The 23246-nt window shown below is 69.6% G+C and carries 24 protein-coding genes; 11 read left to right on the forward strand and 13 right to left on the reverse strand.

All coding sequences use genetic code 11. From position 1 onward, the window contains the following. Nucleotides 1–28 precede the first annotated feature (28 nt). The 4 genes from ACH65_RS20550 to rimO form a co-directional block, all read right to left on the reverse strand. The gene (locus ACH65_RS20550) at nucleotides 29–562 is read right to left on the reverse strand and encodes a hypothetical protein (protein WP_202594178.1); all 534 of its coding nucleotides are present in this window, start codon (nucleotides 560–562) and stop codon (nucleotides 29–31) included. 38 nt (nucleotides 563–600) lie between these two features. Continuing rightward, on the reverse strand, nucleotides 601–1308 hold the full coding sequence (locus tag ACH65_RS20555; protein ID WP_049622307.1) for a PhnD/SsuA/transferrin family substrate-binding protein: 708 nt from the start codon (nucleotides 1306–1308) through the stop codon (nucleotides 601–603). A gap of 178 nt (nucleotides 1309–1486) precedes the next feature. Continuing rightward, nucleotides 1487–2296: a DUF3025 domain-containing protein gene (locus tag ACH65_RS09245; protein WP_049622308.1), complete on the reverse strand. Its 810-nt coding sequence runs from the start codon at nucleotides 2294–2296 to the stop codon at nucleotides 1487–1489. Between the two features lie 7 nt (nucleotides 2297–2303). Continuing rightward, the gene (gene rimO / locus ACH65_RS09250; protein WP_049622309.1) at nucleotides 2304–3677 is read right to left on the reverse strand and encodes a 30S ribosomal protein S12 methylthiotransferase RimO; all 1374 of its coding nucleotides are present in this window, start codon (nucleotides 3675–3677) and stop codon (nucleotides 2304–2306) included. A gap of 161 nt (nucleotides 3678–3838) precedes the next feature. Here rimO and ACH65_RS09255 point away from each other — a divergent pair, with 161 nt between their 5' ends. Both ACH65_RS09255 and ACH65_RS09260 read left to right on the forward strand, forming a co-directional pair. After that, nucleotides 3839–4507, forward strand: coding sequence for a dienelactone hydrolase family protein (locus tag ACH65_RS09255; protein ID WP_049622332.1), 669 nt, complete (start codon nucleotides 3839–3841; stop codon nucleotides 4505–4507). Continuing rightward, complete coding sequence (locus ACH65_RS09260; RefSeq protein WP_049622310.1) at nucleotides 4504–4932, forward strand: HIT domain-containing protein; 429 nt, start codon at nucleotides 4504–4506, stop codon at nucleotides 4930–4932. The genes ACH65_RS09255 and ACH65_RS09260 overlap by 4 nt, the downstream gene beginning before the upstream one ends. Nucleotides 4933–5001: 69 nt before the next feature. Here ACH65_RS09260 and ACH65_RS09265 read toward each other — a convergent pair whose 3' ends face one another. The 3 genes from ACH65_RS09265 to apbC all read right to left on the reverse strand — a co-directional run bounded on the left by ACH65_RS09265 (nucleotide 5002) and on the right by apbC (nucleotide 7506). Then, complete coding sequence (locus tag ACH65_RS09265; RefSeq protein WP_049622311.1) at nucleotides 5002–5496, reverse strand: hypothetical protein; 495 nt, start codon at nucleotides 5494–5496, stop codon at nucleotides 5002–5004. A 93-nt stretch (nucleotides 5497–5589) separates the two neighbouring features. Then, nucleotides 5590–6156: a dCTP deaminase gene (dcd, locus tag ACH65_RS09270; protein WP_049622312.1), complete on the reverse strand. Its 567-nt coding sequence runs from the start codon at nucleotides 6154–6156 to the stop codon at nucleotides 5590–5592. Between the two features lie 255 nt (nucleotides 6157–6411). Then, the gene (apbC, locus tag ACH65_RS09275; protein WP_049622313.1) at nucleotides 6412–7506 is read right to left on the reverse strand and encodes an iron-sulfur cluster carrier protein ApbC; all 1095 of its coding nucleotides are present in this window, start codon (nucleotides 7504–7506) and stop codon (nucleotides 6412–6414) included. 141 nt (nucleotides 7507–7647) lie between these two features. On the opposite strand from apbC, the gene ACH65_RS09280 reads away from it, so the two are divergent. Then, complete coding sequence (locus ACH65_RS09280; protein ID WP_049622314.1) at nucleotides 7648–8094, forward strand: DUF2147 domain-containing protein; 447 nt, start codon at nucleotides 7648–7650, stop codon at nucleotides 8092–8094. Nucleotides 8095–8331: 237 nt separating this feature from the next. On the opposite strand, the gene ACH65_RS09285 is transcribed toward ACH65_RS09280, so the two are convergent. Next, nucleotides 8332–9498, reverse strand: a complete 1167-nt coding sequence (locus ACH65_RS09285; RefSeq protein ID WP_237561481.1) for an MFS transporter — start codon at nucleotides 9496–9498, stop codon at nucleotides 8332–8334. 161 nt (nucleotides 9499–9659) lie between these two features. On the opposite strand from ACH65_RS09285, the gene metG reads away from it, so the two are divergent. Then, nucleotides 9660–11762, forward strand: coding sequence for a methionine--tRNA ligase (metG, locus tag ACH65_RS09290; protein WP_049622315.1), 2103 nt, complete (start codon nucleotides 9660–9662; stop codon nucleotides 11760–11762). A 195-nt stretch (nucleotides 11763–11957) separates the two neighbouring features. Here metG and ACH65_RS09295 read toward each other — a convergent pair whose 3' ends face one another. After that, nucleotides 11958–12653 (reverse strand): NADPH-dependent F420 reductase, encoded by a 696-nt coding sequence (locus ACH65_RS09295; protein ID WP_049622316.1) that lies wholly within the window; start codon nucleotides 12651–12653, stop codon nucleotides 11958–11960. 186 nt (nucleotides 12654–12839) lie between these two features. Here ACH65_RS09295 and rsxB point away from each other — a divergent pair, with 186 nt between their 5' ends. From rsxB to ACH65_RS09315, 4 genes are all read left to right on the forward strand, one after another. Beyond that, nucleotides 12840–13454 (forward strand): electron transport complex subunit RsxB, encoded by a 615-nt coding sequence (rsxB, locus tag ACH65_RS09300; protein WP_049622317.1) that lies wholly within the window; start codon nucleotides 12840–12842, stop codon nucleotides 13452–13454. Next, entirely contained in the window at nucleotides 13451–14089 is a 639-nt protein-coding gene (gene nth / locus ACH65_RS09305) for an endonuclease III (protein ID WP_049622318.1), read from the forward strand. The genes rsxB and nth overlap by 4 nt, the downstream gene beginning before the upstream one ends. Nucleotides 14090–14397: 308 nt before the next feature. After that, nucleotides 14398–14895: a VOC family protein gene (locus ACH65_RS09310; protein ID WP_049622319.1), complete on the forward strand. Its 498-nt coding sequence runs from the start codon at nucleotides 14398–14400 to the stop codon at nucleotides 14893–14895. 54 nt (nucleotides 14896–14949) lie between these two features. Beyond that, complete coding sequence (locus tag ACH65_RS09315; protein WP_049622320.1) at nucleotides 14950–16050, forward strand: CapA family protein; 1101 nt, start codon at nucleotides 14950–14952, stop codon at nucleotides 16048–16050. A gap of 188 nt (nucleotides 16051–16238) precedes the next feature. Here ACH65_RS09315 and ACH65_RS09320 read toward each other — a convergent pair whose 3' ends face one another. Next, entirely contained in the window at nucleotides 16239–17432 is a 1194-nt protein-coding gene (locus tag ACH65_RS09320) for an ATP-binding protein (protein WP_049622321.1), read from the reverse strand. Nucleotides 17433–17520: 88 nt separating this feature from the next. On the opposite strand from ACH65_RS09320, the gene ACH65_RS21010 reads away from it, so the two are divergent. Beyond that, nucleotides 17521–17643, forward strand: a complete 123-nt coding sequence (locus tag ACH65_RS21010) for a hypothetical protein (protein WP_272913764.1) — start codon at nucleotides 17521–17523, stop codon at nucleotides 17641–17643. A gap of 94 nt (nucleotides 17644–17737) precedes the next feature. Here the strand turns inward: ACH65_RS21010 and ACH65_RS09325 are convergent, their stop codons facing one another. From ACH65_RS09325 to ACH65_RS09335, 3 genes are all read right to left on the reverse strand, one after another. Then, the gene (locus ACH65_RS09325) at nucleotides 17738–18112 is read right to left on the reverse strand and encodes a hypothetical protein (protein ID WP_049622322.1); all 375 of its coding nucleotides are present in this window, start codon (nucleotides 18110–18112) and stop codon (nucleotides 17738–17740) included. A gap of 246 nt (nucleotides 18113–18358) precedes the next feature. Continuing rightward, complete coding sequence (locus tag ACH65_RS09330; RefSeq protein WP_049622323.1) at nucleotides 18359–19489, reverse strand: L-dopachrome tautomerase-related protein; 1131 nt, start codon at nucleotides 19487–19489, stop codon at nucleotides 18359–18361. Nucleotides 19490–19905: 416 nt separating this feature from the next. Then, complete coding sequence (locus tag ACH65_RS09335) at nucleotides 19906–21138, reverse strand: acetylornithine transaminase (protein ID WP_082190228.1); 1233 nt, start codon at nucleotides 21136–21138, stop codon at nucleotides 19906–19908. Nucleotides 21139–21236: 98 nt separating this feature from the next. Here ACH65_RS09335 and ACH65_RS09340 point away from each other — a divergent pair, with 98 nt between their 5' ends. Further along, nucleotides 21237–22154, forward strand: coding sequence for a LysR family transcriptional regulator (locus ACH65_RS09340; protein WP_049622324.1), 918 nt, complete (start codon nucleotides 21237–21239; stop codon nucleotides 22152–22154). Between the two features lie 270 nt (nucleotides 22155–22424). Further along, nucleotides 22425–23243: an RHS repeat-associated core domain-containing protein gene (locus ACH65_RS18950; protein WP_082190229.1), complete on the forward strand. Its 819-nt coding sequence runs from the start codon at nucleotides 22425–22427 to the stop codon at nucleotides 23241–23243. Nucleotides 23244–23246 lie beyond the last annotated feature (3 nt).

The following is a 23246-nucleotide window of genomic DNA, read 5'->3' on the forward strand; positions in this document are numbered from 1 at the left end:
CGCACCGGCGGCCCCGTCCGTCGAACGCTTACTTGTCGCCGCCGGCGGACTCGTCGCCCGCCTGCATCAGCGCGGCGATCTGCGACTGGTGCGACTCGTAGAAGGCCACGTTGGCCTTGTTGATCTTGTTCTGGTCGACGTAGCGCGCCAGCTCCGGCTGGGTCTTGGCCTGCACCGCGATGCCGGCGTTCATCAGCGCGATGTTGGCGAGCAGGAACTCGCGCGGGGTGAAGCCGTGCTTGGCGACCAGTGGCTCGATGCGCTTGTCGCCGCTCATGGCCTGCTTCACCAGGTCGTCCAGGGTGTGGATCTGCGAAGGGTCGCCCGCCTGCTGCGACTTGATGCCCATCGCCTTGCCTTCCTTGGTGGTGGCCACCAGGCGGTTGAACACGTCCTCGTTCAAGGTGTAGGTGCGGATCGCCTGCTGGTCGGCCTCCGGCAGGCCGGGCGCGGCCTGCGCCTGCGCCCACAGCGGCAGCAGCAGCATCAACAGCGCGAACAGTCCGCCCCAGGCTCGGCGCAGCATCGGGCCTCGCGACAGTTGGGTGGTCCGTGCGTTCATCGGCAACCTCGTCGGTGCTTGCAAAAGGGACCACGAGCCTAGCACCCCCCGCCCCGCCTCGACCGCAAAAGCGGGGCCAGGGGTTCAGCTGCCGCAAAGACTCGCGATGCTCCCGCTCGATCTGCGCGAGGCGCGCGTCGCGAGCCTGCTCGCCGATCCAGCGAGCAGGCTCGGCCTGCTGGCAGCAGCATGTAGCGCATGTCGACGAAGGGCCGCAGCACGCGGCTGCCGGCCGGCGCGAAGCCCGCCAGGTCCGGGATGCGCGCGAGATTGCCACGCTCGCGCTCGCCGGCCACGCCCGCCCCGTGGCCGTAGCCGAGGATGAAGGCGGCCAGCCGTTCGCGCAGCGGGGCATCGAGGCCCTCGCGCAGCACCAGCACGCCCGCGGGGATCGGCGGCGAGCGCCAGCGCCCCGGCTGCGCCAGTAGGCCGTCGAGATCGCGGATCGGCCCGCCGGCGCGCACGATCAGCAGGGCCGCGTTGCCCTGGACGCCGTCGCGTCGCGCGAACTGCGCCACCACGCGCATGCGCTGGCGCGTGACCGCCTCCACGGAGAGGAAGGCCACGTCCACCTTCTGCGCCGCGATCGCCTCGGACAGACCCGCGTAGCGGCTCACCGACACCATCGACACCGGCCGGCCCAGCTGCCGCGAGAGGTCGTCCAGCAAGGGCTTCCACTGCTGGCGCGACTCGGCCGCGCTGCCGATCGGCAGGATGCCGAAGCGGATCATGCCGAAGCGGATCATGCCGAAGCGGATCGGCTCGCCGGCGGCCGGCGCCGCGCGCGGCGCGGCCGAGCAGCAAGCCCAGCACCCATGCGAACCCGACAGACCGCCCCCGGCCCGACCGTATCGCGCCCATGCCCTGTCCCCCGTACCGCTCCGGCAGGTTATCAGCGTTGCGCGGCCGCGGCGGACGCCGCCGCTAGCCGGCCAGCGGCGCGGGATAGCGCCGGCCGCTGCGCAGCGGCCGGAAACAGAGCGCATCGTGGTAGAACGCCTCCGCGCCGTTGTCCGCGTGCCAGTGCGGGATGCCGGACAGCGGCAGCGGGCGCAGCTCCTGCGGATCGCCCAGCAGGCATCCTTCGGCGATCGCCCTCGCGCAGCAGGCCAGCGCCCGCTCCATGCCGCCCTCTGCCGGCAGCTGCACCGCCAGCGCCTTGGCCACCAGCAGGCGGCCCGGCGTCAGCGCGTGCTCCAGCAGCGCGTGACCGAACACGGCGACCTCGATGCGCCCGTCCGCCCAGGCCTGCCGCTCGCGCCAGAACAGGCCGTGCCAGTCGTGCGCGTCCCACAGCGCGAGCAGGGCCGGGTCGCGCAGCACCACCACCGCGCCGGCCTCGTCGAAATGGGTGAGCGCGCATTGCGGCCGCGAGCGCTGCTTGGTGCCCATGTGCGCGATCTCGCCCACCTGGCGCCGGTTCAGCGCCCGCTTGAGCGATGGATAACGCAGCCACGCCAGCGCGTTGAACAGGTCGTGCCAGTTGCGCTCACGGGTGGCGACGACACCGCGCTCGGCGATGCGCTGCTCGTAGTGCAGGCCGTCGGCGAGCAGCGCCGGCGTCTGCGCGGCGAAGCGCACGGCGGCTCCGGTCGGCAGGCCCGCATTGAGCGCCTCGATGGACGGCCATTCGGCGCCCTCGAGCCAGCCGGCATGCTCGCGCCAGGCCGCCAGCGGCATGCGCTCGAACACGTCGCGGTCGACCGTGCCGCGCGGCGGCGCGACGTAGCGCATGGACGGCTCAGACCACCTTGAGCGCGGGCTGCGCCAGGCGCGCGTAGAGATCGTGCGCATCGGCGTCCTCGACCACCACATCGACGAACTGGCCGGGCTTGAGGCCCTGCCCGTCCGCGATGCGCACCACGCCGTCGATCTCCGGCGCGTCGGCACTGGAGCGCGCCAGCGCGCCGTCCGCGTTCGCCTCGTCCACCAGCACGCGCAGGGTCTTGCCGAGCTTGCGCTGGAGCTTGGCGGCGGAAATCTCCGCCTGCACTTCCATGAAGCGCTCCAGGCGGTCCTCCTTCAGCTCCTCCGGCACCGCGCCCGGCAGCTCGTTGGCCTTGGCGCCCTCCACCGGCGAATAGGCGAAGGCGCCCACGCGGTCGAGCTCGGCCTCGCGCAGGAAGTCGAGCAGCTCCTCGAACTCCGCGTCCGTCTCGCCGGGGAAGCCGACGATGAAGGTGCTGCGCAGGGTGATGTCCGGCACCGCGCGACGCCAGGCGCGGATGCGCTCCAGCGTCTTGTCGATGTTGCCGGGGCGCTTCATCAGTTTCAGGATGCGCGGGCTGGCGTGCTGGAACGGGATATCGAGGTAGGGGAGGATCTTGCCCGCCGCCATCAGCGGCATCACCTCGTCCACGTGCGGGTACGGGTAGACGTAGTGCAGGCGCGTCCACACGCCGAGTTCGGACAGGCCCTCGCACAGCTCGGTCATGCGCGTGCGGTAGGCCTTGCCGCGCCACACGCGCTCGGCGTATTTCACGTCCACGCCGTAGGCGCTGGTGTCCTGGGAGATCACCAGCAGCTCCTTCACCCCGCCCTTGACCAGCTTCTCGGCCTCCACCAGCACCTCGTCCACCGGCCGCGAGACCAGATCGCCGCGCATCGAGGGGATGATGCAGAAGCTGCAGCGGTGGTTGCAGCCCTCGGAAATCTTGAGGTAGGCGTAGTGCTTGGGCGTGAGCTTCACGCCCACCGAGTCGTCAGCCTGGGCGTCAAGACGCCCAAGCGGCCCGATGTCGAGGAACTTGTCGCGCCGGGGCGGCAGCGCGCTGTGCACCGCGCTCATCACGCTGGCGTAGTCCTGCGGGCCGCTGATCGAGAGCACGTCCGGGTAGGCCTCGCGGATCAGCTCCGAGCGCTTGCCCAGGCAGCCGGTGACGATCACCTTGCCGTTCTCGTGCAGCGCCTCGCCGATGGCGTCCAGCGACTCCTGCACCGCCGCGTCGATGAAGCCGCAGGTGTTCACCACCACCGCGTCGGCGGCGTCGTAGCTCGGCACGATCTCGTAGCCCTCGACCTTGAGCTGGGTGAGGATGCGCTCGGAATCGACCAGCGCCTTGGGACAGCCCAAGCTGACGAAACCGATCTTCTGCGTGCTGGCGGGTGCGGACATGGCGGCGAGGCTTGGGGCAAAGGTGCAAAGTGTACTGCGGGCCGCCGCCCGGTCACGCATGCCTGCGACCACGCCGCCTTGCCATGCGATGCCGCTACACTCGCCGGTCGCACGCCATCGCCGGCAAACCCCTGCCGCGCCTGCTGGAGGAGACCATCGCCATGGGCCATTCGCTGGAACTGAACACACCATTCGCCACCGTCGGCGCCTACCTCGCCGAACCGGCCGGCCAGCCCAAGGGCGGGCTGGTGGTGATCCAGGAAATCTTCGGCGTCAACACGCACATCCGCAACGTCGCCGACCGCTATGCCGGGGCGGGCTACACCGCCATCGCACCGGCCTTCTTCGACCCCATCGAGTTCGGCGTGGAACTGGGCTACGACGAGCCCGGCTTCGCGCGGGGGCGCGAGTTGGTCGCCAAGCTGGGCCTGGACCGCGCGGTGGAGATCGTGGCGGCCGCCGCCAAGGCCGTCGCCACCGCCGGCAAAACCGGCACCGTGGGCTACTGCTGGGGCGGCACCGTGGCCCTGCTCGCCGCGCAGCGGCTGGGCCTGCCCTCGGTGAGCTACTACGGCGCGCGCAACGCGCCCTTCCTCGACCAGCCGGCCAAGGCGCCGGTGATGTTCCACTTCGGCGAGAAGGACCCGAGCATCCCGCCGGAGGTGGTCGCCCAGCACCGCGAAAAGCTGCCGCAGATGGAGGTGTACACCTACCCCGCCAGCCACGCCTTCAACCGCGACGTGGACCCCAAGGCCTACCACGCGGCCAGCGCCCAGAAGGCCTGGGAGCGCACGCTGGCCTTCTTCGACAAGCACCTTGCCCCGACATGAGCGCCGCCGTGTTCACGCTCGACCCGCGCCTGGCCGCGGACACCCTGCCGGTGGCGCGCCTGGCGCTGTGCGAGGTGCGGCTGATGAACGATGCGCGCTTCGCCTGGCTGGTGCTGGTACCGCAGCGCGAGGCCCTCGTCGAAATCGACGACCTCGACGAGGGCGCGCAGCAGGCGCTGTGGCAGGAAGTGCGCCGCGCCGCCGCCGCGCTGCGCGAGAGCGCCCCCTGCGACAAGCTCAACCTCGGCGCGCTCGGCAACATCGTGCGCCAGCTGCACGTGCACGTGGTGGCGCGGCGTGAGGGCGACGCGGCCTGGCCGGGGCCGGTGTGGGGCAGCGGCAAGGCCGAGCCTTATGCGCCCGACGCGGCGGCCGCGCTGTTGGAGGCCCTGCGCGCGGCGCTGGCGCCCGCCGCCCTGCCCTGATCCCCACGCCGCCGGCGCAAAAAAAGCCCGCGGCATGCCGCGGGCTTTTTCGTCAGAACGCGAGCGCGCTTACTGCTGCCGCGAGGGGTCGTAGCCGCTGCCGGCCGCGTCCTTGCCCTTGAGCTCGTCGTTCATCTTCACCGGCGCGTGGTAATCCTCCAGCTCGCGCGCCTTGGTCTCGACCGGGTTGATCTTCTTCAGCACGCCATCGTCGTCGTAGTAGACGATGAAGCCGTAGTCGAGTTGCATGCGCGCCATGAACTGCAGGTGCTGCTTGCGGATCTTCGAATCGTCGCTGCGGGTGAGCAGCACGGTCTTGGGCAGCTTGCCGGTGTCCTTGAGGTAGGCGAAGTGGCTGCCGGTATCCAGCGCCGACAGCACCGCGCCGTCGACCAGGAACTGGCCGCTCTTGTAGGCCTGGATGGTGGTGTCGAACTGCCCCTTGGCCTGTGCGGCGACCGCCTCGTCCCGCGCGGCGCCGCGATGGCAACCGGCCAGCGCCAGCAGGCTGCCGAGCACCAGGGCGCCGCAGAGGCGGGTGAGCAACGGGGAAAAACGGGTCATGCGGATCTCCTGGCGATCAGGTGGAACGGGTCGAGTGTAGCGCCGCGAAGCGCGGCGATGCGCGAGCGGGCTCGGCCTTGTTCAGGCGGGCGGTCAGGTGCGCGGCAGGGTCACGCCCTGCTGGCCCTGGTACTTGCCGCCGCGGTCCTTGTAGCTGGTCTCGCATTCCTCGTCGGATTCGAAGAACAGCATCTGCGCCACGCCCTCGTTGGCGTAGATCTTGGCCGGCAGCGGGGTGGTGTTGGAGAACTCCAGCGTCACGTGGCCTTCCCACTCCGGCTCCAGCGGCGTCACGTTGACGATGATGCCGCAGCGCGCGTAGGTGCTCTTGCCCAGGCACACCGTGAGCACCGAGCGCGGGATGCGGAAGTACTCCACCGTGCGCGCCAGTGCGAAGGAGTTGGGCGGGATGATGCACACGTCCGCCTCCACGTCCACGAAGCTGGTGGGGTCGAACGCCTTGGGGTCCACGATGGTGGAATTGATGTTGGTGAAGATCTTGAACTCGCGCGCGCAGCGCACGTCGTAGCCGTAGCTGGAGGTGCCGTAGGAGACGATGCGCCCGTCGCCGTTGTGCTTGACCTGGCCCGGCTCGAATGGCTCGATCATGCCGTGCCGCTCCGCCATGCGGCGGATCCACTTGTCGGATTTGATGCTCACGCAGACTCCCATCGCGGTCGTTGTCCCGTCGGCCTCGGGGCTCGGGACACAAGACGTCGAAAATAACGGATCGACGGATACCCCGCCAGTCGAGCGGGGTCGCACCGCCAGGCTCCGCCACCGCCTGGCACGCATCCTTCTCCCCGCCGGGGAGAAGGCGCCGGCAGGCGGATGAGGGGACCTACGAAGCGAGACATCATTCAGCATTCCGCTCCGTAGCGCCCCTCCCCACCGGGGAGAAGGAGCCGGCGCATATCAGGCCGAGGGCGCCCCCTGCACCACGATCTTGCCCAGCCCCAGCGACCGGTTGCGCGGCTGGCGCGACAGCCGCCCCGCCGTGTTGCGGGCGATTTCGCGGTAGCGCGCGGCGAGGTCGGAGTCGGGCATTGCCGCCACCGTGGGCGTGCCGCCGTCGGCCTGCTCGCGGATGCGGATGTCCAGCGGCAGCGAGCCAAGGTAAGGCACGTGGTACTGCTCGGCCATGCGCGCGCCGCCGCCCTCGCCGAAGATGTGTTCCTCGTGGCCGCAGTGCGAGCACACGTGGGTGGCCATGTTCTCCACCACGCCGAGCACCGGCACCGCCACCTTCTCGAACATCTTGAGCGCCTTGCGCGCGTCGAGCAGGGCAATGTCCTGCGGCGTGGTGACGATCACCGCGCCGGCCACCGGCACCTTCTGCGACAGCGTGAGCTGGATGTCGCCGGTGCCCGGCGGCAGGTCGATCACCAGGTAGTCGAGCAGGTCCCAGCGGGTGTCGTTGAGCAGCTGCATCATCGCCTGGGTGACCATCGGGCCGCGCCAGATCATCGGCGTCTCCTCGTCCACCAGGAAGCCGATGGACATGGCCTGCAGGCCGTGCGCGCGCATCGGCACGATGCTCTTGCCGTCGGGCGACTCCGGCTTGCCGTGGATGCCGAGCATGCGCGGCTGGCTGGGGCCGTAGATGTCCGCGTCCAGCACGCCCACCTTCGCGCCCTCGGCGGCCAGCGCCAGCGCGAGGTTCGCGGCCACGGTGGACTTGCCCACGCCGCCCTTGCCGGAGGCGACCACGATGATGTTCTTCACGTTCGGCAGCGGCGCCAGCTCGCCCTGCACCTTGTGCGGCTGGATGCGGCTGGACACCGACACCGCGGCCGAGTCGATGGCCGCGTCCGCCTCCAGCGCCCGCCGCGCCTGCGCGGCGAGCGCCTCGGCGGCGCCGGCGGCGGGATAACCGAGCTGCACGTCCACCGACACGCGCGCGCCGTCTACGCCCACCGCGCGCACGGCCTCGGCCAGCGGCGCGCCGGTGTGCGGGTCGATGAGGTCGCCGAGGAGGCGGCGGACCAGGGCTTCGCTCGGCTGGGTCATGTCGATGCGGCGTGTGGCGGGAGATCGCCCATTATGCAGCACGCCCCGCCGCGACGCGCCCGCCGGCGTTGCGCGTCGCAGCTTGACGCCTGCCGGGCCCGCCGCCACGCTCCGCCCGTACTTTTTCGTATGGAGATGCCCATGAAGCCGCTGCTGCGCCTGTCCGCGTTCGCCCTCCTGCTGTCGTCCGCCGGGCTGGCCTGGGCCGCGACCAACACCCCGGTGGGCACCTGGAAGACCATCGACGACAAGACCCACCAGCCCAAGTCGATCGTGGCGATCACCGAACAGGGCGGCGAGCTGCAGGCCAAGGTGCTCAAGGTGCTGCAGTCGGACGAGGGCCCGCACCCGACCTGCACGAAGTGCGAAGGCGAGCGCAAGAACCAGCCGGTCGAGGGCATGACCATCATGTGGGGCGTGAAGCCCGACGGCGACGAATGGAGCGGCGGCAGGATCCTCGACCCCAAGAACGGCAAGGTCTACAAGGTCAAGCTCAGCCTGCTCGAGGGCGGCAGCAAGCTCGACGTGCACGGCTACATCGGTTTCGCGCTGATCGGCCGCAGCCAGGTGTGGGAGCGGCAGGAGTAAGCGCAGCCGGTCGGGATGCGACGCCCCTGGGCCGCCGCAAGGGCGCCATGGCGGTGCGGCGGCGCTGGGCACAGGGCGCATCGTTGAAGCCCGTCACGCCGGCGCAGGCCGCATCCAGTGCCGAGGCGCCACGGACAAGCGAAGACGTCCTGAAACGCCGCCCTGCGCCGGGGCGGCGGGAATCCTACGAGGTGCGCATCCCGGCCGCCTCCGCGCGCAGCCGCCAGGCAGCGCCGCTCAGCGCCGCACCACCCGGGCCGACGCCGCCACCACCGCCAGCAGGGCCGCCACCGCGAGCAGCGCCCAGCGCAGGTTACTGGCGTGCGAGAGCAGGCCGATCAGGGCCGGGCCGCACAGCAGGCCGAGGTAGCCCAGCGTGGTCACGGTGGCCATGGAAATCGCCGGCGAGGTGCCCGGCAGGCGCCCCACCGCACTGAACATCGCCGGCACCACGTTGGCCCCACCCAGGCCCACCAGCACGAAACCAAACAGGGCCAGCGCCGGCCACGGCAGCGCGATCGCCAGCAGGTAGCCGAGGGCGGCCAGGCCCGCGCCGGCGCGCACCGTCCACACCGGCCCCACGCGCGCCACCAGCCAGTCGCCGCCGAAGCGGCCCGCCGCCATCGCCACCGAGAAGCAGGCGTAGCCCAGGCCGGCCACGGCCGGCGCGAAGCCGCGCTCCTCGCGCAGGAACAGCGCGCTCCAGTCCAGCATCGAGCCCTCCGCCATGAAGCTCGCGAAGCACAGCAGGCCGAGCAGCCACACCAGCCCGCGCGGCAGGCGGAACGGGGCGCGGCGCTCGTGCGCCGGCTCCGCCTCGTCGAACAGGTGGTCGCGCGCGACCAGCACCAGCAGCGCCAGCAACAGCGATACGCCCACGGCGCAGCCCGCCAGCGGCAGGCCCGCAGCCAGCAGCGCGCTCATCCCCGCCGAGCCGGCGAGGCCGCCCAGGCTGAACAGGCCGTGGAAGCCGGACATCAGCCCGCGCCCGTCGCGCCGCTCCACCTCCACCGCGTGGCCGTTCATCGCCACGCCCAGGGTGCCGACCATCGCGCCGAACACGGTCAGCGCCGGCACCAGCGCGACCACGCCCGGCGCCAGCGCGAGCAGCGGCAGGGTGAGGCAGGCCAGCAGGCCCGAGCCCACGATCACCGCGCGGTAGCCGCGCCGCTGGGCCAGCACGCCGGCCAGCGGCATCGCCACCATCGAGCCGCCGCCGAAAGCGAGCAGGATCAGCCCCAGCTCGGCGTCGTCCAGGCTCAGCCGCGCCTTCACGTAGGGCACCATCGGCGCCCAGCTGGACACCACCATGCCGCACACCAGGAAGATCGCACGGGTCGCCCAGCCGGCCGCAGCCAGCGAGGCGACGGGCCCCGCGATGCGCGCTTCGTTGACCACCTTCACGACGGGTTCTCCAAAACACGTGGGGGAAAGACGCAACGATCCAGGCAACCGGGAAAAATAAAAGCGGGCTGCGTCCGCATGCCGCGGGGCGGCCCGGCGGCGCGAACGATGGTGACAGCCCGCGTGCCATAATGCATGGCTCTGTCGCCACGATCCGAGCCATGTCCCGCCGACTCCTCGTCACCCACGCCCTGCCCTACGCCAACGGCCCGCTGCACCTGGGTCACATGCTGGGCTACATCCAGTCCGACATCTGGGCGCGGGCGCAGCGCATGGCGGGCAACGAGGTGGTCTACGTGTGCGCCGACGACGCGCACGGCACGCCGATCATGCTGGCCGCCGAGAAAGCCGGCATGACGCCGGAGGCCTTCATCGAACCGATCCGCGCCGGCCACGAGGCCGACTTCGCGGCCTTCGGCGTGGGCTTCGACCACTACCACAGCACGCATTCGCCCGAGAACCGCGAACTGTCGGCGCTGATCTACACGCGCCTGCGCGATGGCGGCTACATCGCCCGCCGCGACATCCAGCAGTTGTTCGACCCCGAGAAGCAGATGTTCCTGCCCGACCGCTACATCAAGGGCACCTGCCCGGTATGCGGCACGCCGGACCAGTACGGCGACAACTGCGAGAACTGCGGCGCCACCTATGCGCCCACCGAGCTGCTCGATCCCTACTCGGTGGTCTCCGGTGCCACGCCGGTGCTGAAGGATTCCGAGCACTATTTCTTCGAGCTTTCCAAGTTCGAGTCGCTGCTTCGCGACTGGTTCGACGGCAAGCTCACCGGCGGCCGGCCGGTGGCCAACGCCGGCGTGGTGGCCAAGCTGCGCGAGTGGCTGGACGGGGGCCTGAAGGATTGGGACATCTCGCGCGACGCGCCCTACTTCGGCTTCCCCATCCCCGACGCGCCGGGCAAGTACTTCTACGTGTGGCTGGACGCGCCGGTGGGCTACCTCGCCAGCTTCAAGGCGCTGTGCGACAAGACCGGCCTGGTCTTCGACGACTTCCTCGCCCCCGGCAGCCAGGCCGAGATGCACCATTTCATCGGCAAGGACATCATCAACTTCCACGGCCTGTTCTGGCCGGCGATGCTGCACGGCGCGCAGCTGCGCACGCCCACCGCGCTGCACGTCAACGGCTACCTCACGGTGAACGGCGCCAAGATGTCCAAGTCGCGCGGCACCTTCATCCAGGCGCGCACCTACATCGACGCCGGGCTGCACCCGGAATACCTGCGCTACTACTTCGCCACCATGCTGGACGACGCGCCGGTGGACGTGGACCTCGACCTCAAGGCCTTCGAGGAGCGCGTCAACTCGCACCTGGTCGGCAAGTGGGTGAACATCGCCAGCCGCACCGCCGGCTTCGTGCACAAGTTCTTCGACGGCCACCTGGCCGGCCAGTTCGGGCCGGAGGAACAGGCGCTGTGGAACGCCCTGCTCGAGCACTACGACGGCGTGGCCCGGCTCTACCGCGACGGCGACTTCGCCGGCGTGGCGCGCCGCTTCGTGCTGATGGCCGACCTGGTCAACGGCCACATCGCCGCCAAGGCGCCGTGGACGATGGCCAAGGACGAGGCGCGACGCGAAGAGCTGCACCAGGTGTGCTCCTTCGCCATCGCCGCCTTCCGCCTGCTGGCCGGCCTGCTCAAGCCGATCCTGCCGGCCACCGTGGCGGCGGCGGAAACCTTCCTCGACGCGCCGATCGCCGACTTCGACGACGCCCGCGCCGAGCTGCACCACCACACCCTCAACGCCTTCGAGCCGCTGCTCGGCCGCGTCGATGCCAAGCGCATCGAGGCGATGGTCGAGGCCTCGAAGGCATCGCTGGGCGCCCCCGTCGCGGAGGCGCCCGCCAAGCCACCCAAGGAAACCCGCAAGACCATGAGCGACACTGCCGCCCCGACCCAGCCCGCCGAGACGGACGCCCCCGCCACCATCGGCATCGACGACTTCGCCAGGCTCGACCTGCGCGTGGGCAAGGTGCTGGCCTGCGAATTCGTGGACGGCTCCGACAAGCTGTTGCGCTTCGAACTGGACGCCGGCCCGCTGGGCACCCGGCAGATCTTCTCCGGCATCCGCGCCGCCTACGGCGAGCCGGACAAGCTGGTGGGCCGCAACGTGGTGTTCATCGCCAACCTGGCGCCGCGCAAGATGCGCTTCGGCCTCTCCGAGGGCATGATCCTCTCCGCCGGCGAGGGTGGCGCCGACCTGTTCCTGCTCGATGCGGACCAGGGCGCGCAGCCGGGCGCCACGGTGCGCTGAGGCACGCCCCTCTTCCACGAAAAAGGCCGGCTTCATGCCGGCCTTTTTCGTGGAGACTTCGCCACCCAACGCATCCAGTGTAGGAGCGCGCCCTGCGCGCGACCGCCCTTCGCCTCGCCCACCCTATCCGGCCACTTGAAAAGGCACCGTCGCGCGTAAGACGCGCTCCACAAAAAGCAAGACGGCACGAGCCGCTCAGGCCGGCTGCCCGAAGCTTCCGGGGCTCTTGTCCGTCGCGCACCACTCGGGCTTGCGCGCGGGGCTGGCCTGGGTCAGCGCGTGGCGCACGCGCTCGGCGTCGAAATCCTTGCAGTACACCGGCGTGCCGGGCTGCTGGCGCCAGGACTCGTCCAGGCCGCCAGCGTCGATGGCGTCGAAGCCGAGCTGCTCGACCAGCGCCAGCGCCTTGGCCTTGGCCGCCGCCCCGTCGCCGGCTACCGGCAAGGCCACGCGCCCGGGCGTGCCGGCCGGCCGCCCTTTCTGGTCCAGGCTGTTCGCGTAGATGCTGTTGAATGCCTTGACCACCGGGCGGCCCAGCTGCTGTTCCACCCAGCGGCTCTCGGGCAGGCCCGACTCGATGCCGGCGATACGCCCGTCGCGCTGCTGCGGGTAGTAGTTGCCGGTGTCGATCACCACCACCTCGTCGGGCACGCCGGCGAAGAGGTCCTTGGGTAGTTGCGGAATCTCCGATTCGGGAATCGTCACGACCACGATCTCGCCGGCCCGCGCGGCCTCGCGGGCGGTCACGGCGCGGGCACCGGTCGCCTGCGCAAGCTCCGCCAGCGAGGCCGGGCCGCGCGAATTGGCGATGGACACCTCGTGGCCCAGTTCACCCAGCCGCTTGGCCAGCACGCTGCCGATCATGCCTGCGCCGATGATGCCGATCTTCATGTCTGCTCCTTAAAATCCAAGAGATGATCGATCCACATGCGGCGACGCCCGGAGCGATTCAAGCCACTGAAAAAACTTGCGCCGCTACAATGGGCCGGTGAACCGCGATACCCCCATGCCCTGCGCCGACCGAACCCCTTCCGCCGCCCTGGCGACGCGCCCGCGCGACGCGGACGAAGGCCGCGCATGAACGCCCCGCTGGCCGACCGCATCGACGCCCTGCTGCCGCAGACCCAGTGCGAGCAGTGCGGCTACCACGGCTGCCGCCCGTACGCGGAAGCGCTCGCGCGCGGCGAGGCCGAGATCAACCGCTGCCCGCCCGGCGGCGCGGCCGGCATCGCCCGGCTCGCCGCGCTGCTGGGGCGCCCCATCCTGCCGCTCGATCCCGCGCACGGCGTGGAGAAGCCGCGCCAGCTGGCGCGCATCATCGAGGCCGAGTGCATCGGCTGCACCAAGTGCATCCAGGCCTGCCCGGTGGACGCCATCGTCGGCGCCGCCAAGCTGATGCATACGGTGATCGCCGACGCCTGCACCGGCTGCGAGCTGTGCGTGCCGGCCTGCCCGGTGGACTGCATCGTGCTCGAACCGATGCCCGTCGCGCAGCAGGACCCGGCCCACGCCGACGCGGCCCGCGCGCACTTCCGCCGCCGCGAGGCGCGGCTGGCGCGCGAGCGGGCGCAGCGCGAGGCCGAGCTGGCGGCGCGCAAGGCCGCCGTGGAGGCCGCCGGCGCGGCCAAGGAAAACCCCGTACTGGCTGCCCTGGCGCGCGCCCGCGCCCGGCAACAAGGAACCCCCAAGTGAAGCGTGCCGACGTCGTCGAACTGTTCTCCCGCCTGCGCGAACTCAACCCCCACCCCACCACCGAACTCGAATACCGCACGCCGTTCGAGCTGCTGGTGGCGGTGGTGCTCTCCGCCCAGGCCACCGACGTGGGCGTGAACAAGGCCACGCGCAAGCTCTACCCGGTGGCGAACACGCCGCAGGCCATCCTCGACCTCGGCGAGGACGGCTTGAAGCGCTTCATCAGCACCATCGGCCTCTACAACGCCAAGGCCAAGAACGTGATCGCGCTGTGCCGCCTGCTGATCGCGCAGCACGGCGGCGAGGTGCCGCGCTCGCGCGCCGCGCTGGAGGCGCTGCCGGGCGTGGGCCGCAAGACCGCCAACGTGGTGCTCAACACCGCCTTCGGCGAGCCGACCATCGCGGTGGATACGCACATCTTCCGCGTCGCCAACCGCACCGGCCTCGCGCCCGGCAAGGACGTGCGCGCGGTGGAGGACAAGTTGGAGAAAGTGGTGCCCGCCGAGTTCAAGCAGGACGCCCATCACTGGCTGATCCTGCACGGCCGCTACGTGTGCAAGGCGCGCAAGCCCGACTGCCCGCAGTGCGTGATCCGCGACCTGTGCGCCTACAGGCACAAGACGCAGCCGGCCTGAGCGGGGCGCCGTCTCCGGCAAGGCTTGCGTCGAATCCGTAGCCTGCGCAGCGGCGCGCCGCCGCGCGGCCGTGGCGTCGCCCGCGTGTCCGGGCTCGAGCGGGCGCCCTCGCCGCGACGGGCTTTCCAAGGCACCTGGACATGCCCTTGACGCCCACTGCACGCCACGCTGGCGCGGCGAGAGGTCCATGGGCACCTTCGACACTGCCGCGGCGGCCGTGTCGATTTCGTCCGGCCCCGTTCGTCTATCCGGGGAAGCCCGCCGGTCCCCCACCGGCGCGACAAACCACGCGACGAAGGAGCACGACGATGTCAGCCCGTTTCCAGCGCATCACGCCATTCCTGTGGTTCGACGACCAGGCCGAGGAGGCCGCGAACTTCTACGTCTCGATCTTCGAGCACTCCCGCATCGTGGACACTACCCGCTACGACAAGGCCGGCGCCCAGGCCTCCGGCCGGCCGGAAGGCTCGGTGATGACCGTCGCCTTCGAGCTGGACGGCCAATCGTTCACCGCCTTGAACGGCGGCCCGGTGTTCAAGTTCAACGAGTCGCTCTCGCTGGTCGTCAATTGCCACACCCAGGAGGAGGTGGACCACTACTGGAGCCGCCTCGCCCACGGCGGCGACCCCAAGGCACAGCAATGCGGCTGGCTGAAAGACCGCTACGGCCTCTCCTGGCAGGTGGTGCCCACCGAACTGATGCAGTTGCTCGGCGACCCCGACCCGGCCCGCGCGCACCGCGCCACGCAGGCCATGCTCACGATGAAGAAGATCGACCTCGCCGCGCTGCGCAAGGCGGCGGCGTAGGCGGACCCGCGCCGCCGCGCTTGTCATGGCGGCGCGTCATCGGCGAGGGCGGCGATGAAGCTGCTGCTGGGCGGCGACGTGATGACCGGGCGCGGCATCGACCAGATCCTGCCCCACCCCGGCGACCCCACGCTGCACGAACCATGGATGCGCTCGGCCCTGAACTACGTGGCGCTGGCCGAGCGCGTCTCGGGCGCGATCCCGCGGCCGCAGCCGTTCGACTACGTCTGGGGCGAGGCGCTCGCCGCCATCGCGCCCCACGCGCCCGACTGGCGCATCGTCAACCTGGAGACCAGCCTCACCGCCGACGGGCAGCCGGCGGCCAAGGGCATCCACTACCGCATGCACCCGACCAACGTCGGCTGCCTCGCCGTCGCCGGCATCGACTGCTGCGTGCTCGCCAACAACCACGTGGCCGACTGGGGGCCGCGCGGCCTGACGGACACGCTGGACACGCTCGACGCCGCCGGCCTCGCCCACGCCGGCGCGGGGCGCGATGCCGCGGAGGCGATGCGGCCCGCGGTGCTCGCTGGCACCAATAGGCAGCGCGTGCTGGTGTTCGCCGCCGCCAGTCCGTCTGCCGGCGTGCCGCAACACTGGGCGGCGGGGCCCGCGCAGGCCGGCGTGTGGCTCCTGCCCGAGGACGATCCGCAGGCGCCGGCGGCCTTCGCCGACGCGGTGGCGCGCTGGGCGCGACCGGGCGACCTGGTGATCGCTTCCCTCCACTGGGGGCCGAACTGGGGCTACGCCATTCCCGAGGAACGTCGCCGCTTCGCCGAAGCGCTGGTGGAACGGGCCGGCGTGCATGTCGTGCACGGCCACTCCTCCCACCACGCCCTGGGCATCCAGGTGCACCGCGGACAGCCGCTGCTCTATGGCTGCGGCGACCTGGTCAACGACTACGAAGGCATCACCGGCTACCAGGCGTTCCGGCCCGAACTGGTGCTGGCCTACCTGCTGGAGCTGGACGAGCACACGCAGCGGCTGCGCTCACTGCAAATGCTGCCGTTCCGGCTACGGCGCCTGCGCCTCGAACGCGCCTCCGGCGAAGACCTGGCCTGGCTGTGCCGGCGGCTCGACCGTGAGTGCGGGCGTTTTGGCGGGCAGGTCGAACCCACCTCGACCGGCACGCTGGTGTTGCGCCTGCCGGCCTGAGCCTGCCCATCGCAACCTCTGGCTGACCGGCTGACCGGCCTCGCCCTCGCCGTGCCGCTGAACGGCTGCAACAGCTACGCAAACCGACCATGACGCCGCTGCGTATTCAGGCCCAGCGACCACCGTGTCCGGCACTAGATGGGCAACGTTGCCGCTGACCGATGTCCAACGTGGCGTCGCTGCCGGTACTAGTTGGTCCGCCACTCATCACCAGGCATGATCCGGCACATGAACTCGTCGAACATGGGTACGGTGAATGCCGTATCACCATGACTCGGGCTCCAAATCATGCCTTTTGAGATCAGCTGGTTACGGGTTGGCCCCAGAGCTGTGACCTTTCGGTCAAGAACGGTGGCTATATCGCCAGAACGATGAGGGCCGGGGCCGAGCTCGGCCATGGCACGCAAGTAGCGTCTCTCCGAGGGCGTCATCCGGTCAAAGCGAACGCGGAAAAAGCTCTCATCGAGCGCGGCAGTCGCTTCCACCGAGGCCGTTTCAACGTCCCTGGACGTGATCGGCGAGGTCTCCGCCACGTCCCATGCGTGCTTGCCCCATTCCTGCAGGAAATAGGGGTATCCCTTCGTTGCATCCAAAATTCGCTGGGTTGCGGCAGGCTCATAGGCGACTCCCAGACCACGGACTGGCACCTCGAGCGCGTCCCTTGCCGCTGCATCATCCAGCGGGCCAACAAATGGGAAATCGAACAGTCGCTCAGCATAGGACTTAGCGCGCCCCGTCTGCCCCGGAAGCTGCGGAAGGCCTGCGCCAACAAGCATCACCGGAACCTGTTGCTGCGCGCAGCGATGAAGCGCGGTGATCAAGGACGCGAGTTGCTCCTCTTCGACATACTGCATCTCGTCCACGAAGAGGATCAGCGCCGTGTCGGCAGCCTTCGCGGCGCGCCCCGCCGCTTCCAGCAGGGCCTGGAGATCGTGTTCCAGGTCGCCGTTGTCGGCTAGCCCCGGCTCGGGATCGAAATCGATGCCAACTTCGATGTCCTCGTACTTCACCTTGAGTGCCTTGGCGAAGCCTGCGAGAGCGCTAAGGGCACGCCTACCCAGATCGCGGGCCTTCTCAAACCGGGACAAACGTAGCAGTGCCTGTCGCAGCTGCGGCGCAAGGATGGCCGGCAAGGATCGCCCTTCGGGAGCCTCGATGCGCAACGTATGGAGGCCGGCAGCCTCCGCATTGTCGCGCATGCGATCAAGCAAGACGGTTTTGCCGACCCCGCGCAATCCAATCATCAGCACGCTTTTGGCTTGCCGTCCGGCGCGAATACGCTGGGTCGCGATATCCACCAGCCGAAGCAGGTCATCACGACCAGCCAGTTCGGGAGGAGGCGCTCCGGCACCGGGGGTGTAGGGGTTGGTGATAGGATCCATAGCCAAATTCTATGTCGATATTTTCGTTATTACAACATCGCGATAATTTCCATAACTAAGGAATAACCAAACCCTAAGGCGATGGACGGTGGTGAGCTACGGCGAGGCGCGCGAGCGCCTGGTGCTGCCCGGCGCCACCCGCGACGAGGGCCTGGAGAACCGCCGCGTCTCGCTGGTGATCGACTCGGCCGGCCGCGGCGGCGCGATGTAGCGGCAGCGGCAAGGCAGGCCGCGGCGACGCTGTCCGATGGGCGCGCGTGGCTCGCCATGAAAGCCGCGTGCAGGCATGTCGCCCGCACGGACGCTCAACGCACGTGCAGCCAGTGCACGTAGAGGCCGTGCGCCTTGTCCTCGGAGCGGTGTCCCCCGCGCCCTTCCACCACCACGCCCCAGGTGGTGCGCAGGCCGTCGCCCAGCGGGCGGTCCACGCGCACCTGTTCGCCCTGCGGAATGGGAAAGCTGGTCTCCAGCACCATCACCTGCTCGCGCTCCCACACCAGCACCGCGGGCTTACCGGCGCCGGCACCCCAGCCGACGTGGATCTCCACCTGCCGCGGCGTGTAGCTGCCGCGGTTGTCGAGCGTCCAGCCCTCGGTCTTGCGCAGCAGCGATTCCAGGCGCGGGTCGTTCCAGTCGACCTGGTTGGGCGACGCCTTGGGGCGCGGCTTGTGATGCGTCATGGATTCGACCTTTCGTAAAGCGGGTGCAGGCGGCATGCCCTTCCGCGCGCCGGCGCCGCATCCGCAGGCTCAACGCCGGATCGCGCGCACGGCATGCCGGACATCCAGGTGCCAACCAGGGTTGTCGTCCGCGGCGGGAAATTCTTGAGGCCGCCGGCGCGAAGCCGGTCATCCGGCGCCGATGGCGATCCCATCGCACCGCCGGATGCCCCGGCGCCGCACCGCATCGCGCGGCGCGCAGCCGGTTCACTTCAGCCTGATGCGCAGCACCTGGTAGGGCGGCCGGCGCAGGTCCTTGCCGCCGTGCAGGCCGGGCAGGCGCTGCCACTGGCCGATGCTCACGTAGAGGTAACCGTTGCGGCAATACAGGCCGTCCGGCCAGATCAGCCGCGGATCGCGCGCCACCAGGGAGAACCCGCCATGGGTATCCTTCTTGAGGATGGCGTAGCGCGAGGCGTCGCCGAAATACAGCGCGCCGGCATCGTCCGTGGCGATGCCGCCGTTGGAGAAGGTCTGCCCCTCGAAATGGACGGCCTTCTTGAGCGCGTCCTCGGACAGCGAGAAATCGCTCAGCGCCGCCGTCGGCAGGCTGTAGTAGTTGGGGTTGGTGGGAATGGTCCAGTACAGCGTCTTGCCGTCCGGCGACAGCTCGATGCCGTTCACGCCGCCCTGCGGCATGCTGGGGTGATCCACGCTATAGGCATGCGGCTCGCCCTCCACGTAGGTCATGAAGCCGGGTGCCGGCGAGGTCTCCGGCTGATCGCGGAACAGCTCGCGCATGCGCCCCGTGGCCACGTCCACCACGATCAGCGAATTGTCCGGCTTGGCGTAGCCGTTGTTGGAGATGTAGATCGTGCCCGCGGCGCCATGGCCGGGGTCGAAGCGCAGGTCGTTCAACTGGATGGTGTCGCGGAAAAACGGCTGGTGGAACACGATGGTCTTGACGATCTTGCGCGAGGGGATGTCGATGCCCACGATCTTGGCCGCGCCGTCGGGGATGCCGTCGATGCCGGCGCGCTTGCCCTCGTCCAGCACCCACAACGTGTCGCCGTGCAAGGTCAGGCCCAGCGGCGAGACGATCCACTCGGCATAGGGCTTGTTCGACGGCAGCGTGGTGGCGGCGTCGGGAAAGGCCACCGGCTTGCCGCCCACCACTTCCACCAACGAGGGTAGCGCATGGTTGGCGCCCACGCGCGGCAGGGTGAGGAACATCCGCCCCGCGGGCGTCACCACCACGCCCGCGGCCTCGGCCGGCAGGGACGCGGCCACCTCCACGTTGCCCGTGCCGGCGAAGCCGGCCGGCTGGTCCGCCATCGCCGGCACGGCGACCACGGCCAGCGCGAGCTTGAACACCCCGGCGAGAAACCTGCTTTCCATGCTCACTCCTTGGCTGCTCGGAACAAAGCGTGCGGCGCGCATGGGATCGGGCGGGGATGCCGGCTGCGGTCGTAAGCCATCGGGACTCGTCGTTTCGCCGGCTGTCATCCGGCACGGCGACTCGGCGACGGCCGGAAAGAAGCTTGCGCCGTGCACGATGCACGCGCGCCGCGATCCATGCTCCGGGGCAGCACACATGCCGCATCGGCGAGGCCGCCCGGTGCCTACAGGCGCCCCAGCCTACTCCGCCTCGTCCGCAATGAATTGCGGATGATGGGCCGGGCGTCCGCGTTACGCGGTGCCGGTGCGGGCATGGCGTCGATCGAAGGGTTCACACTCCGCACCTGCACTTCTCGCTCGCGCCCGGCGTTCCCGGCGTTTCCCACTCCGCATCCGACGCCCGCCCCCGACGCGCCTCACCGCACCAGCGCCCCGATGGCCTCGACGATCCGCTGCACCTCGCCGGCGTCGAGCACCAGCGGCGGCAGCAGGCGGACGGTGTTCCCGTGCGTCACGTTGATCAGCAGGCGATGCTCGCGCAGGGCGTCGAGCATCAGCTCCCGGCAGGGCCGGTCCAGTTCGATGCCGATCATCAAGCCGAGGCCACGCACGTCCACCACGCTGGGCCGGCCGGCCAGCGTGCGCCGCAGGCCGTCGAGCAAGGTTTGGCCCTGTCGGGCGGCATTCGCCAGCAGCCCTTCCCGCTCGATGGCGTCCAGCGTCGCGCAGGCCGCGCGGCAGGCCAGCGGATTGCCGCCGAAGGTGCTGCCGTGGCTGCCGGGGGTGAACAGTTCGGCGGCCTCGCCTCTCGCCAGGCAGGCGCCGATGGGCACGCCGTTGGCGAGGCCCTTCGCCATGGTCAGCACGTCGGGCACGATGCCCTCGTGCTGGAAGGCGAACCAGCGACCCGTGCGCCCCATGCCGCTTTGCGCCTCGTCCAGCATCAACAGCCAGCCGTGGCGCGTGCAGTGCTCGCGCAGCGCCTTGAGGTAGCCCGGCGGCGCGACCTGCACGCCGCCCTCGCCCTGCACCGGCTCGGCCAGCACCGCGACGATGTCCGCGCCGTGCTCGCGCGTGGCCGCCTCCAGCGCGGCCACGTCGCCCAGCGGCACCCGCACGTAGTCCTCCACCAGCGGTTCGAAGCCCGCGCGCACCGTGTCGTTGCCGCAGGCCGAGAGCGTTGCCAGGGTGCGGCCGTGGAAGGCGTTCTCCATCACCACCACCCGCGGCCGCGCCACGCCGCGGCGCCGGGCGTAGAGGCGCGCGAGCTTGAGCGCGGCCTCGTTGGCCTCCGCGCCCGAGTTGCTGAAATGCATGCGCTGCATGCCCGACAGCCCGGCCAGCCGCTCGGCCAGGCGCAGCTGCCAGCGGTTGCCGTAGAGGTTGGAGACGTGCAGCAGCTTGCCGGCCTGGTCGGCGATCGCCTCGACCACCGCCGGGTGCGCGTGCCCCAGCTGGGTCACGCCCACGCCGGCGATCGCATCCAGGTATTCGCGACCCTGGCGGTCCCACAGCCGGGTGCCGCGGCCCACGACGAAATCGACCTCCAGCGGGTGGTAGGTCTGCATCAGGTTGGCCGGCGGCGCCTGCCAGGCGACCGGCTCGTTGTCGGGAAGGCTTGCTGCGTCGAGAGGCTGGGGCCGGCTCATGGGTGGACTCCTTGGGAACGTGTCCGGCGGAGTATCTTTGGCAACCCATGCGGGATAAATGCCGCAGGGCTTCGATCACCTTCAAGAGTGGATTGATAATGGACCTGTACCAAGCCATGAAGGTGTTCGTCGCCGCCGTCGAGGGCGGCAGCCTGACGGCGGCGGGCGAGCAATGCGGCATCTCCACCACCATGGCCGGCAACCACCTGCGCGCGCTGGAGCAGCGCCTGGGCGTGAGCCTGCTCCGGCGCACCACGCGGCGGCAGCACCTGACCGAGTTCGGCGCGGCCTACTACCAGCGCTGCCTGGACATCCTCGGCCTGGTGAGCGATGCGGACCGCATGGCCGAGCAGGCGCAGGCGGCCCCGCACGGCACGCTGCGCATCACCGCGCCGCCCACCTTCGGGGCGGAATGCCTGATGCCCATGCTGGCCGATTACCTGGCGGCACACCCTTCAGTGAAGGCCGACGTGGTGCTGACCGACCGCGTGGTCGACCTGATCGCCGAGGGCTTCGACGTCGCCATCCGCCTCGGCACCCTGGAAACCTCCAGCCTCGTCGCCCGGCCGCTGGCGGACTACGGCCTCACCCTCTGCGCCGCCCCCGCCTACCTGCAACGCCGCGGCACGCCGGCCAGCCCGCAGGAGCTGGCCGCGCACGACTGCCTCGCCTTCGCCTACCCCACCGGCACCGAATGGCGCTGGACGGAGAAGCACTGGCGCATGCGCGGCGCGCAGGGCGAGGTCAGCGTGGAGGTGGGCGGCCGCGTCACCGTCAACAGCGCGCCCGGCCTGCGCCGCGCCGCCCTGAGCGGCCTGGGCATCGCCATGCTGCCCAACGCGCTGGTGGGCGAAGACCTGCGCCGGGGCACGCTGGTGCCGCTGCTCGCCGGCTACCGCCTGCCGACCCGCCCGATGCACCTGCTCTACCCGCAGGACCGCTACAAGCTGCCCAAGCTGCGCAGCTTCGTGGCGTTCGCGGTGCGCGCGTTCGGGACAGAAAACGCGGCGACGTGAGCGGAAACGTCATCGCAGGCAGAGCCCCGGATACTGGTAGCGATAGGCCGACGTAGTCGGTGAGCCGACAGTAGCGCGTTTCTCGGGCACGACACAGAAGGGCCGGCGTCCAGAGGAATCCTCGAAGATGCGCTCACCTGGTGCGGGGCGAATCAGGGGCAGTATTGGGCCTTCCCGAAGGCCACTGCCAAAGCTCGGTAACTGCTGTCTCCACTTGCCCATCCACCCTCTGGCAATGGAGCATGAAGCACTGATTTAGGGGAGTATCCGATGAAGAAGAGACTTGGCTTGCTTGTGCTGCCGCTGTTGCTGATGCTTGGCCTTGCCCACGCTCAGTCTGGCAAAGTCACCTACGTGTACACCGACCCTCAGGGCACGCCTCTGGCAGAGGCCGATGTGAATGGAAACATCACAGCGACCTTCGACTACAAGCCATATGGAAGCCAGGCACTAGGCAGTCCGCCTACCGGCCCCGGCTACACGGGGCATATGAACGATCCTGACGCCGGACTTGTTTATATGCAGGCACGTTATTACGACCCATCGGTTGGCCGATTCCTCAGCACCGACCCAGTGGAACCAAAAGCTGGCGACACGTTTAATTTCAATAGACATGCCTATGTCAACAACAACCCCATCAAAAACATCGACCCGGATGGACGAAATGGAGTTGAGGCTTTTGGTGGACTCTTGTATCAAAGCTTCCAATTTATACAAGGAAACGGATTCGACGGCGAATCAATAGCCGGGGCATTAGTCGATGGATACAATGGCGAAGGAGATGGCATTGTATCCGCCGCACTGGATGACATCAGCGCGGCCACTGCAGTTACTGGAGGCGTCGGCCTGGCGAAAACAGCCATACAACTAGCCACTCACCAGACTGGCGAGAAAATCATTTCTCAGCTTGCAAAAAATGCAATTAAAGATGACGTAAAAGGAAATGTGCGGCAAATCGTAAAGAGCGGGAGGCATCTGGAGAGGGATGCCTCCACCGCGATGAAGGGGGGGGCAAGATTGGCGAATCACGAGGCGCCAAGGGGACAGTTCGAACTGCGGAGCATAGTGACGGAACTAGAGTTAGCGTGAGAA

Source organism: Frateuria defendens (assembly GCF_001182895.1).
GTDB classification, from domain to species: Bacteria; Pseudomonadota; Gammaproteobacteria; order Xanthomonadales; family Rhodanobacteraceae; genus Frateuria_B; species Frateuria_B defendens.

Excerpts from the sequence above, each read along its gene's own strand:
- ACH65_RS09280 (WP_049622314.1), top strand. The coding sequence starts at position 7,648 with ATGAAGCCGCTGCTGCGCCTGTCCGCGTTCGCCCTCCTGCTGTCGTCC.
- ACH65_RS09245 (WP_049622308.1), bottom strand. The coding sequence starts at position 2,296 with ATGCGCTACGTCGCGCCGCCGCGCGGCACGGTCGACCGCGACGTGTTC.
- rimO (WP_049622309.1), bottom strand. The coding sequence starts at position 3,677 with ATGTCCGCACCCGCCAGCACGCAGAAGATCGGTTTCGTCAGCTTGGGC.
- ACH65_RS09255 (WP_049622332.1), top strand. The coding sequence starts at position 3,839 with ATGGGCCATTCGCTGGAACTGAACACACCATTCGCCACCGTCGGCGCC.
- ACH65_RS09260 (WP_049622310.1), top strand. The coding sequence starts at position 4,504 with ATGAGCGCCGCCGTGTTCACGCTCGACCCGCGCCTGGCCGCGGACACC.
- ACH65_RS09320 (WP_049622321.1), bottom strand. The coding sequence starts at position 17,432 with ATGGATCCTATCACCAACCCCTACACCCCCGGTGCCGGAGCGCCTCCT.
- metG (WP_049622315.1), top strand. The coding sequence starts at position 9,660 with ATGTCCCGCCGACTCCTCGTCACCCACGCCCTGCCCTACGCCAACGGC.
- ACH65_RS09315 (WP_049622320.1), top strand. The coding sequence starts at position 14,950 with ATGAAGCTGCTGCTGGGCGGCGACGTGATGACCGGGCGCGGCATCGAC.
- ACH65_RS09265 (WP_049622311.1), bottom strand. The coding sequence starts at position 5,496 with ATGACCCGTTTTTCCCCGTTGCTCACCCGCCTCTGCGGCGCCCTGGTG.
- rsxB (WP_049622317.1), top strand. The coding sequence starts at position 12,840 with ATGAACGCCCCGCTGGCCGACCGCATCGACGCCCTGCTGCCGCAGACC.
- ACH65_RS09325 (WP_049622322.1), bottom strand. The coding sequence starts at position 18,112 with ATGACGCATCACAAGCCGCGCCCCAAGGCGTCGCCCAACCAGGTCGAC.
- apbC (WP_049622313.1), bottom strand. The coding sequence starts at position 7,506 with ATGACCCAGCCGAGCGAAGCCCTGGTCCGCCGCCTCCTCGGCGACCTC.
- ACH65_RS09330 (WP_049622323.1), bottom strand. The coding sequence starts at position 19,489 with ATGGAAAGCAGGTTTCTCGCCGGGGTGTTCAAGCTCGCGCTGGCCGTG.
- ACH65_RS20550 (WP_202594178.1), bottom strand. The coding sequence starts at position 562 with ATGAACGCACGGACCACCCAACTGTCGCGAGGCCCGATGCTGCGCCGA.
- ACH65_RS09340 (WP_049622324.1), top strand. The coding sequence starts at position 21,237 with ATGGACCTGTACCAAGCCATGAAGGTGTTCGTCGCCGCCGTCGAGGGC.
- ACH65_RS09295 (WP_049622316.1), bottom strand. The coding sequence starts at position 12,653 with ATGAAGATCGGCATCATCGGCGCAGGCATGATCGGCAGCGTGCTGGCC.
- ACH65_RS09335 (WP_082190228.1), bottom strand. The coding sequence starts at position 21,138 with ATGAGCCGGCCCCAGCCTCTCGACGCAGCAAGCCTTCCCGACAACGAG.
- ACH65_RS09310 (WP_049622319.1), top strand. The coding sequence starts at position 14,398 with ATGTCAGCCCGTTTCCAGCGCATCACGCCATTCCTGTGGTTCGACGAC.
- ACH65_RS20555 (WP_049622307.1), bottom strand. The coding sequence starts at position 1,308 with ATGATCCGCTTCGGCATGATCCGCTTCGGCATCCTGCCGATCGGCAGC.
- ACH65_RS18950 (WP_082190229.1), top strand. The coding sequence starts at position 22,425 with ATGAAGAAGAGACTTGGCTTGCTTGTGCTGCCGCTGTTGCTGATGCTT.